This is a genomic window from Streptomyces sp. P5F9, from assembly GCF_057961495.1.
This window is the reverse complement of record NZ_JBXVPZ010000381.1, coordinates 1-9,677: the sequence shown is the minus strand read 5'-3', so window position 1 is coordinate 9,677 and position 9,677 is coordinate 1. Positions and strand designations below refer to the sequence as shown.

8 protein-coding genes are annotated in these 9,677 nt (G+C 71.5%); 7 read left to right on the top strand and 1 reads right to left on the bottom strand.

What is annotated here, in order from left to right; translation table 11 throughout:
* Positions 1-269: 269 nt before the first annotated feature.
* The 3 genes from AC31A1_RS39230 to AC31A1_RS39220 all read left to right on the top strand — a co-directional run bounded on the left by AC31A1_RS39230 (position 270) and on the right by AC31A1_RS39220 (position 2,792).
* Complete coding sequence (locus AC31A1_RS39230) at positions 270-950, top strand: response regulator (RefSeq protein ID WP_489657855.1); 681 nt, start codon at positions 270-272, stop codon at positions 948-950.
* 76 nt (positions 951-1,026) lie between these two features.
* Positions 1,027-2,211, top strand: a complete 1,185-nt coding sequence (locus tag AC31A1_RS39225; RefSeq protein ID WP_489657854.1) for a cytochrome P450 family protein — start codon at positions 1,027-1,029, stop codon at positions 2,209-2,211.
* A gap of 182 nt (positions 2,212-2,393) precedes the next feature.
* Positions 2,394-2,792, top strand: a complete 399-nt coding sequence (locus AC31A1_RS39220) for a PaaI family thioesterase (protein WP_489657856.1) — start codon at positions 2,394-2,396, stop codon at positions 2,790-2,792.
* Positions 2,793-2,841: 49 nt separating this feature from the next.
* On the opposite strand, the gene AC31A1_RS39215 is transcribed toward AC31A1_RS39220, so the two are convergent.
* Entirely contained in the window at positions 2,842-3,858 is a 1,017-nt protein-coding gene (locus tag AC31A1_RS39215; RefSeq protein ID WP_489657853.1) for a Gfo/Idh/MocA family protein, read from the bottom strand.
* A gap of 130 nt (positions 3,859-3,988) precedes the next feature.
* On the opposite strand from AC31A1_RS39215, the gene AC31A1_RS39210 reads away from it, so the two are divergent.
* The 4 genes from AC31A1_RS39210 (at position 3,989) to AC31A1_RS39195 (ending at position 9,672) form a co-directional block, all read left to right on the top strand.
* A complete protein-coding gene (locus AC31A1_RS39210; RefSeq protein WP_366430190.1) occupies positions 3,989-4,726 on the top strand; it encodes a GntR family transcriptional regulator in 738 nt (245 codons plus the stop codon).
* 254 nt (positions 4,727-4,980) lie between these two features.
* Complete coding sequence (locus AC31A1_RS39205) at positions 4,981-6,129, top strand: ROK family glucokinase (RefSeq protein ID WP_393758188.1); 1,149 nt, start codon at positions 4,981-4,983, stop codon at positions 6,127-6,129.
* A complete protein-coding gene (locus AC31A1_RS39200; protein ID WP_489657852.1) occupies positions 6,126-6,707 on the top strand; it encodes a sugar kinase in 582 nt (193 codons plus the stop codon). Before AC31A1_RS39205 ends, AC31A1_RS39200 begins: the two co-directional genes overlap by 4 nt.
* A gap of 97 nt (positions 6,708-6,804) precedes the next feature.
* Positions 6,805-9,672 (top strand): DEAD/DEAH box helicase, encoded by a 2,868-nt coding sequence (locus tag AC31A1_RS39195; RefSeq protein ID WP_489657851.1) that lies wholly within the window; start codon positions 6,805-6,807, stop codon positions 9,670-9,672.
* Positions 9,673-9,677 lie beyond the last annotated feature (5 nt).

Below are 9,677 nucleotides of genomic sequence, written 5' to 3'. Positions count from 1 at the left end.
GTGCGGTGGGGGAGTACGCGCCGCGCGGCACGGTCGGCTCGGGCACAGCCCACCCGGACTCCGGCCAACTCACCAGCTCCGCCTGCGTGTTGGTGCGGGGCAGCAGCCGGACCAGGGTGTCCGGGGCGCTGCCGTGGAGTACCGGTCGCACTGCCGTCCGCCTCGGCGTGGGCGCCCGATGGTTCGCGCGCGCCTCCTTGGGCGCCCTACCCGGCCCGGCACCGCGGACCGCGCCACCGCCCGCCCCGGAGCCGTGGTTACGTAGCCCCATGACTGCGATCAGACTGCTCCTTGTCGACGACGACCCGCTGGTGCGGGCCGGGCTGTCCTTCATGATGGGCGGCGCCGCCGACATCGAGATCGTCGGCGAGGCCGCCGACGGCAGTGAGGTCGAGGAACTCGTCGACCGTGTCCACCCGGACGTCGTCCTCATGGACATCCGTATGCCGTCGGTCGACGGGCTGACGGCGACGGAGCGGTTGCGCGCCCGGGGCGACGCGCCCCAGATCGTCGTCCTCACCACCTTCCACGCCGACGAACAGGTGCTACGGGCCCTCCGCGCGGGCGCCGCCGGATTCGTCCTCAAGGACACCCCGCCCGCCGAGATCCTCGACGCCGTACGCCGGGTCGCGGCCGGCGAACCCGTGCTGTCGCCCGCGGTCACCCGCCAGTTGATGGAGCACGCGGCGGGCACCGCCACCGACACCCGTCGGACACGCGCGCGTGAACGCATCGCCGCCCTAGGAGACCGCGAACGCGAAGTTGCCGTCGCCGTCGGTCAGGGCCTCGCCAACGCCGAGATCGCCACCGGCCTCTTCATGAGCGTCGCCACCGTCAAGACCCACGTCTCCCGCATCCTGGCCAAGCTCGACCTCAACAACCGTGTGCAGATCGCCTTGTTGGCGTACGACGCGGGGCTGCTCGAAGGGGACGGCGAGAGCGGGCACTAGCCGGCGGTGCCGCGCGTTCTCAATGCACTGGGACTGCACTGGGAGACCTCGGGGGACCGACCAGGAGGGGGCAGGCATGACCGAAGTGGTCGATCTGGGGGAGTTCGGCGAGGAGTTCCGGCGGGACCCGTATCCGGTGTACGCCATGCTGCGGGAGCGGGGCCCGGTGCACCGCGTGCGGATGCCGGCGTCGGACCAGGGCCACGAGACCTGGCTGATCGTGGGGTACGAGGAGGCACGCTCGGCGCTCACCGACCCGCGGTTGGCCAAGGACGGCAGCAGGATGGGGGTGACGTTCCTCGACGAAGAGCTGATCGGCAAGCACCTGCTGTCCGCCGACCCACCGCGGCACACCCGGCTGCGCGGCCTGATCAGCCGCTCGTTCACCGCACGCCGGGTCGAGGAACTGCGGCCGCGCGTCCAGCAGATCACCGACGACCTGCTCGACGCGATGCTGCCGGCCGGCGGCGCCGACCTGGTCGAGTCGTTCTCCTACCCGCTGCCGATCACAGTGATCTGCGAGCTGCTCGGTGTGCCCGAGATGGACCGCGCGGAATTCCGCCAGCTGTCCACGCAGGCGGTCGCACCCACCGACTCGGACAGCGGGTACGACGCGATCGTGCGGCTCGCCCAGTACCTCCGCGACCTGATCGAGGACAAGCGCCGCGCCGGTCACAGCGGCGATCTCCTCAGTGACCTGATCCGCACCACCGCCGAGGACGGCGACCGGCTCTCCCCGCAGGAACTGCGGGGCATGGCCTTCATCCTGCTCATCGCCGGCCACGAGACGACCGTCAACCTCCTCACCATCGGCGTCCACGCCCTGCTCACCCACCCCGACCAACTCGCCGCCCTGCGCGCCGACATGACCCTGCTCTACGGCGCGATCGAGGAGATGCTGCGCTACGAGGGACCGGTGGAGAACGCTACGTTCCGGTTCGCCGCGGAACCCCTGGACGTCGCAGGCACCTTCATCGAGAAGGGCGAGTCGGTCAGGGTCTGTCTGAACGCCGCCGACCACGCCCCGGGCCGCTTTCCCGCCCCGGACCGCTTCGACATCCGCCGCGACACCCGCGGCCACCTCGCCTTCGGCCACGGCATCCACTACTGCCTCGGCGCCCCCTTGGCCCGCCTCGAAGCCCGCACGGCGATACGCACCCTGCTGGAGCGCGCCCCCGCCCTCACCCTGGACGGGCCGCCCGGCGACTGGCTCCCGGGCATGCTGATGCGTGGGATGCGCGCACTGCCGGTGCGCTGGTAGAACGGCTGCACGGGGCGGCCGTGGCAACGGCGGAGCCCTGAAGGCCGTAGCAACAGCAACCTCAGCAGCAACTGCCGTAACCGCAGCGGTCGTTGAAGTCGCGACAGCCGTGGCGCCGTAGAAGTCATGGACCCCGTAGGAGGCCCGCCCTCGTGACCGCGATCGCCGAGTTCGACCTGGCCATGGCTCGGAAGGCGTTGGAGAGTCAGCCCTTCAGCAGGCTGATCGGCGCGCGGCTGAGTGCCTTCGGGGACGGCGTCGCCACGCTGGAGATCGACATCAGGGAGGACCTCCACCAGCAGAACGGCTTCGTGCACGGCGGAGTCCTCGCCTACGCCGCCGACAACGCGCTCACCTTCGCCGGCGGCACGGCACTCGGTCCGGCGGTCCTCACCGGCGGTCTGTCCATCCAGTACGTCCGCCCGGCCGCCGGCCGCACCCTGCGCGCCCGCGCGGAGGTCGTCCAGGCCGGCCGCCGCCAGGCCGTCGTCCGCTGCGACGTCCTCACGGTCGCCGACGACGGCACGGAATCCCTCTGCGCGGTCGCCCAGGGGACGGTCCTGGCGGTCCGTACGTCCTGAGCGTCCTCTGAAGCGGCTGAGGACGTATCACGGTCTACGACACGACGGCTCAGCTGTAGGGGAAGCTGCCCGCGATCTCCGCGAGGCGGACCGGTCTGTGTTCGCGTCTGGACACTTCGCAGGCCTCGGCGATCCGCAGTGCCTGCAGGGCCTCGCGGCCGTCGCACGGGTTGGTGCGCTGGCCGACGACGACCTCCACGAAGGCGATCAACTCGGCCTCGTAGGCGGGCCCGAAACGCTCCAGGAAGCCGGTCCACGGCTTGGTCGCGGCCGGAGGACCGGTCGGCTCGGTGGACGCGATCGGCGTGCGGTCGTCCAGGCCGACCACGACCTGGTCGAGTTCTCCGGCCAACTCCATCCGGACGTCGTAGCCCGCCCCGTTCAGGCGCGAGGCCGTCGTCGTGGCCAGGGTGCCGTCGTCCAGGGTGAGGACCGCCGCGGCCGTGTCGATGTCACCGGCCTCGCGGAACATCGCGGGACCGGCGTCCGAACCGGTCGCGTACACGTCGACGACCTCGTGCCCGGTCACCCAGCGCAGCATGTCGAAGTCGTGGATCAGGGTGTCCCGGTACAGCCCGCCGGAGATCGGCAGATAGGCGGCAGGGGGAGGCGTCTGGTCGGACGTCGTCGCGCGGACCGTGTGCAGCCGTCCCAGCCGCCCCGAACGCACCGCCTCCCGGGCGCCCGTGTAGCCCGCGTCGAACCGGCGCTGGAACCCCATCTGAAGGATCGTTCCCGCCGTCTCGACCTCGGCGATCGCCTGCAACGAACCCGGCAGATCAAGCGCGATGGGCTTCTCGCAGAACACCGGGAGCCCGGATCGCGCCGCTCTGCCGATTAATTCCGCGTGCGCCGATGTCGCCGTAGTGATCACCACGGCGTCCACGCCCCACTTGAAGATCTCCTCCGTACTCGGTGCCGCCGTTTCCCCCAGCCGGTTCGCCAGCTCCTGGGCCCGTACCGGGTCCACGTCCGTGAGGATCAGCGAACCGACCTCACGATGACGGCTGAGGGTCCTGGCATGGATGGTCCCGATGCGGCCCGTACCGATGACTCCGATGCGCATGGGAACAAACTGAGGGCCGACCAGGCGCGCTGTCAATGCGTATGTCCGGACAATCGAACTACATCACTTCCCGTCAACCATTCACACAGCTACGCTCGGGCCCGTGCCGAAACCAGATGTGGACCCGACAGTGCCGCTCGAACTCAGCGTGGACCGGAGCAGCCCGGTGCCGTTGTACTTCCAGCTGTCCCAGCAACTGGAGGCCGCGATCGAACACGGCTCGCTCACCCCCGGCAGTCTGCTGGGCAACGAAATCGAACTGGCGGCCCGGCTCGGCCTGTCCCGGCCCACGGTCCGCCAGGCCATCCAGTCACTGGTCGACAAGGGCCTCCTGGTGCGTCGTCGGGGCGTCGGCACGCAGGTCGTGCACAGCCAGGTGAAACGCCCGCTGGAACTCAGCAGCCTCTTCGACGACCTGGAGGCGGCCGGGCAGCGCCCCGCCACGAAGGTCCTCGTCAACGCCGTCGTGACGGCCTCCGCCGAGGTCGCGGCCGCACTCGGCGTCGCCGAGGACAGCGACGTGCACCGCATCGACCGGCTGCGCCTCGCGCACGGCGAGCCGATGGCGTACCTGTCCAACCACCTGCCCCTCGGCCTGCTCGACCTCGACACCGCGCAGCTGGAGGCCACCGGCCTGTACCGGATGATGCGCACCGCCGGCATCACCCTGCACAGCGCCCGCCAGTCCATCGGCGCCCGCGGCGCGACGGCGGAGGAGGCCGAGCGGCTCGCCGAGCCCGAGGGAGCTCCCTTGCTCACCATGCAGCGCACCACGTTCGACGACACGGGCAGAGCGGTCGAGTTCGGCAGCCATACCTATCGGCCGACGCGCTATTCGTTCGAGTTCCAGCTCCTGGTGCGTCCCTGACTGCACCGGTTCCCCCCCGCGATATTCGTCATAATGTCCGGACAATTGAACCGGAGGGTGCTCGTCTATTTGCGGGGTTCGCGATTCCAATGCCGGGTTGGCAGGCGCCCCTTAAGGGGCGCGGGGCTGTTTCGATTTGCGGCTCCGCCGCGGGGCGCGACCAGCCACAACGCACCCGCAGAAGACAACGATCCGCACCCCCTTCACGCCCCCGCACAGCACCCCCGGTCACGGTGAGGCAGAATCGGGCCTTGATGAGCACCTACGGCAACTTCAGCGCCCCCATAGGCTCCCGGCGTGCCCCCGCACTCAGGACTGTCGGCACCCGTGAGCGACGGTCGCACCTGACGGCCCCCCGCGTGCCCACCGTCGGCATCGACATCGGCGGCACCAAGGTCATGGCGGGCGTCGTGGACGCCGACGGCAACATCCTGGAGAAGCTCCGCACGGAGACCCCGGACAAGTCCAAGAGCCCCAAGGTCGTCGAGGACACCATCGTCGAACTGGTCCTGGACCTGTCCGACCGGCACGACGTGCACGCGGTCGGCATCGGCGCGGCCGGCTGGGTCGACGCGGAGCGCAACCGGGTCCTGTTCGCGCCCCACCTGTCGTGGCGGAACGAGCCCCTCAGGGACCGCATCACGAGCAGGCTCTCCGTGCCGGTCCTGGTGGACAACGACGCGAACACCGCCGCCTGGGCCGAGTGGCGCTTCGGCGCAGGGCGTGGCGAGGACCACCTCGTCATGATCACGCTCGGCACCGGCATCGGCGGCGCGATCCTGGAGGACGGCCAGGTCAAGCGCGGCAAGTACGGCGTCGCCGGCGAGTTCGGCCATATGCAGGTCGTGCCCGGCGGCCACCGCTGCGCGTGCGGCAACCGCGGCTGCTGGGAGCAGTACAGCTCGGGCAACGCCCTGGTCAGAGAGGCCAAGGAGCTGGCCGTCGCCGACTCGCCGGTGGCCTACGGGATCATCGAGCACGTCAAGGGGCAGATCGGTGACATCACCGGTCCGATGATCACCGAGCTGGCCCGCGAGGGCGACGCGATGTGCATCGAGCTGCTCCAGGACATCGGCCAGTGGCTCGGCGTCGGCATCGCCAACCTCGCCGCCGCCCTCGACCCGTCCTGCTTCGTGATCGGCGGCGGTGTCTCGGCCGCCGACGACCTGCTGATCGGCCCCGCGCGGGACGCGTTCAAGCGACAGCTCACCGGCCGCGGCTACCGCCCCGAGGCACGCATAGTGCGCGCCCAGCTCGGCCCCGAGGCCGGCATGGTCGGCGCCGCCGACCTCGCCCGCCTGGTCGCCCGCCGCTTCCGCCGCGCCAAGCGCCGCCGGGTCGAGCGGTACGAACGCTACGAGCGGTTCGCGGAGTTCCGTCGCGGCAGCCAGGACACGGCGTGACCGCATCGCTGCCCCGTCAGGCCGTATCCCGGGACGAGCCGCCCCGACCACCCGAGGACCCCCGCCACAAGGCCCGCCGCCGGGCGATCACCCTGCTCATCATCGTGCTGCTCATCGGCGTCCCGGCCGTCTACCTGGCGATCTCCGCCAACCAGAGCCGCAACAGCGGCAAGGACAAGGAGTACAAGTACTCGGCGACCGGGCTCACCGTGGGCTGGCCCTCGAAGGTCCAGCGCCGCCTCTATCAGGTACCGGTCCCGCACCCGGCGGAGAAGGTCGCCTTCTACGAGACCAACAACTGGAAGACCAGCCGCCTCTACGTCCAGTTCGAGACCACCGACGCGGGCCTGGACACCTTCCTCGCCGGCATAGACGTCGACCGGAAGACGCTGAAGAAGCACGACATCACCATCAGCGCCCGCGACCAGAAGATCACCGGCTGGAAGTTCACCGGCACCGGCCCCTGGTGGGGCGTCGTCAACAAACAGAAGGACCCGGCCCCCACCCAGGACATCGTGGTGAACCTGTCCGACCCCAAGCTCCCCATGGTCTTCGTCGTCTCCCGCACGGTTCCCTAGCAGGTGGCCCCGGCCGGTCGCCGGGGCCGATTGTCAGACCCCGCCCGTAGAGTCGAAGACAGCTGACACGACTGACGGGCGGGAGGTGACAGGACGTATGACGGACATGGCGCCGGCGGAGCAGATCTCCGTACGACTGGCCGCGGTCTTCCTGCCGTCCCCCGTCGTTCCGCGCGAGGGCCGCGTCGCCTTCTGGGACCCCGACGGCGAGCGCGCACTCCCCGAAGCCGAAGAGGGCGTGGAACAGACCGAGTTGACCGTCGTACGACGACGCGGCGCCGGAGTCCGCCGCGGGCCCACCCCAGCGCTGACCCTGCCGATCGAGGCGGCCCTGCCGCTGCTCGTGCGCGCCCGCCGCGACCCGGCCGCCCATCCCGCCACGGCCTGCTGGGGCGCCGCCGCCCTGCACGCGCTACGGCTCGCCGCCCGCGGCCGGCTGCTCCCCGGCCTCACCGCCACAGGCCACGACGCGTGGCGCGCGGGCCCGCTGGAGCCGGAGGACATCGCGCACGTCCGCGCGGTGGCGGCGGCCCTTCCGTACGAGGGTCACGCGGTCCCGCTGCCCGGCCCGGGCCCGCTGCGGCTGCCCGAGCCGGAAGCGCTGATGCGGTCCTTCCTGGACGCGGTCGCGGACACCCTGCCCCGCACACCGGCCGCGCCGTACACCTCCGGGATGCCCTTCGCGGCGCGCCCGCCGCAGCGGCTGCGCGATGCCCAGGACTGGGCCGCGGAGGTCGCCGCAGGCATGGACGCGGGCGTGCGGATCTCGCTCCGCCTGGACCTGTCGGCGTACGACCTGTTCGACGACGGCGGTCGGGTGCGCAGCGCGGGCGCGGCGATCGTCCAGGTCCACAGCCTCGCCGACCCGACCCTCGTGGTCGACGCGGCGGCCCTGTGGGCGGGCACGGCCGACACCGCCTTCGGCCCCCGCGCACGCGTGGACGCCGCGCTGGCCGTACGACGGGCCGCGCGCGTCTGGCCCCCGCTGGACCGCCTCTCCGAGCTGGACGTGCCCGACGTACTGGCCCTGTCCGAGGAGGAGCTGGGCGAGCTGCTCGGCATGGCGGCCACGCGGCTCGCGGCGGCCGGGGTCGCCGTCCACTGGCCCCGGGACCTGGCACAGGACCTGACGGCAGCGGCCGTGGTGCGGTCGGCGCCGGGCTCCGCGACCGACGGCACGGGTTTCTTCGAGAGCGAGGAACTGCTCCAGTTCCGCTGGCAGTTGGCGCTCGGCGGCGACCCGCTCACCGAGGCCGAGATGGACCTGCTGGCCGAGGCCCACCGCCCGGTCGTACGGCTGCGGGACCAGTGGGTGCTGGTCGACCCGGCCCTCGTCCGCAAGGCACGCAAACGCGAACTGGGCCTGCTCGACCCGGTCGACGCGCTGTCCGTCGCGCTCACCGGCACGGCGGAGGTCGACGGCGAGACCGTGGAGGCGGTCCCGGTCGGCGCGTTGGCCACCCTGCGCGACCGCCTGACGGCAGGCATCCATCCCGCCGAGCCACCCCAGGGTCTGGACGCCACTCTGCGGGACTACCAACTCCGGGGCCTGGCCTGGCTCGACCTCATGACCTCCCTCGGCCTGGGCGGCTGCCTCGCCGACGACATGGGCCTCGGCAAGACGATCACCCTCATCGCCCTGCACCTGCGCCGAGCCCACCGCGCCCCCACCCTGGTGGTCTGCCCGGCCTCCCTCCTGGGCAACTGGCAGCGGGAGATCACCCGCTTCGCCCCCGGAGTCCCCGTCCGCCGCTTCCACGGCGCGGACCGCACCCTGGAGGACCTGACCGGCGGCTTCGTGCTCACGACGTACGGCACGATGCGCTCGGCGGCACTGACCCTCGCCCAACAGCCGTGGGGCATGGTCGTCGCGGACGAGGCACAGCACGTCAAGAACCCGTACTCGGCGACGGCGAAGGCCCTGCGCACGATCCCGACCCCCGCGCGCGTGGCGCTGACCGGCACCCCGGTGGAGAACAACCTCTCCGAACTCTGGGCCCTGCTGGACTGGACGACCCCCGGACTCCTCGGCCCTCTGAAGTCCTTCCGCGCCCGGCACGCGCGCGCGGTGGAGAACGGCGAGGACGAGGAGGCGGTGACCCGGCTCGCCCGCCTGGTCCGCCCGTTCCTGCTGCGCCGCAAGAAGTCCGACCCGGGCATCGTCCCCGAACTGCCGCCCAAGACGGAGACGGACCACCCGGTCCCGCTCACCCGCGAACAGGCCTCGCTGTACGAGGCGGTGGTCCGGGAGTCGATGCTCGCGATCGAGACGACGGAGGGCATCGCCCGCCGCGGCCTGGTCCTGAAGCTCCTCACCTCCCTCAAGCAGATCTGCGACCACCCGGCGCTGTACCTGAAGGAGGACCACGCGGCAGCACAGGCCACCGGAGACCGCCTCATCGCCCGCTCCGGCAAACTCGCCCTGCTGGACGAGCTGTTGGACACGCTCCTGTCCGAGGACGGCTCCGCGATCGTCTTCACGCAGTACGTAGGCATGGCCCGCCTGATCACCGCCCACCTGTCGGCCCGCGCGATCCCGGTGGAGCTCCTCCACGGCGGCACACCGGTCCCGGAGCGGGAGCGCATGGTGGACCGCTTCCAGGCGGGCGCGACCCCGGTCCTGGTCCTCTCCCTGAAGGCGGCGGGCACCGGCCTGAACCTCACCCGCGCGGGCCACGTCGTCCACTTCGACCGCTGGTGGAACCCGGCCGTCGAGGAACAGGCCACCGACCGTGCCTACCGCATCGGCCAGACCCAGCCCGTCCAGGTCCACCGCCTCATCACCGAGGGCACGGTCGAGGACCGCATCGCCGACATGCTCGAATCCAAGCGGGCGCTGGCAGACGCGATCCTCGGCTCCGGCGAGTCGTCATTGACCGAGCTGTCGGACCGGGACTTGTCCGACCTGGTGTCGTTGCGGAGGCCGGCGTCGCCTCAGGCCCCTCCACCTCCGCCGCCCGACTAGCCTCC

Coding starts and splice junctions, on each gene's coding strand:
- AC31A1_RS39195 (WP_489657851.1), top strand. CDS start 6,805: ATGACGGACATGGCGCCGGCGGAGCAGATCTCCGTACGACTGGCCGCG.
- AC31A1_RS39230 (WP_489657855.1), top strand. CDS start 270: ATGACTGCGATCAGACTGCTCCTTGTCGACGACGACCCGCTGGTGCGG.
- AC31A1_RS39215 (WP_489657853.1), bottom strand. CDS start 3,858: ATGCGCATCGGAGTCATCGGTACGGGCCGCATCGGGACCATCCATGCC.
- AC31A1_RS39220 (WP_489657856.1), top strand. CDS start 2,394: ATGGCTCGGAAGGCGTTGGAGAGTCAGCCCTTCAGCAGGCTGATCGGC.
- AC31A1_RS39205 (WP_393758188.1), top strand. CDS start 4,981: ATGAGCACCTACGGCAACTTCAGCGCCCCCATAGGCTCCCGGCGTGCC.
- AC31A1_RS39225 (WP_489657854.1), top strand. CDS start 1,027: ATGACCGAAGTGGTCGATCTGGGGGAGTTCGGCGAGGAGTTCCGGCGG.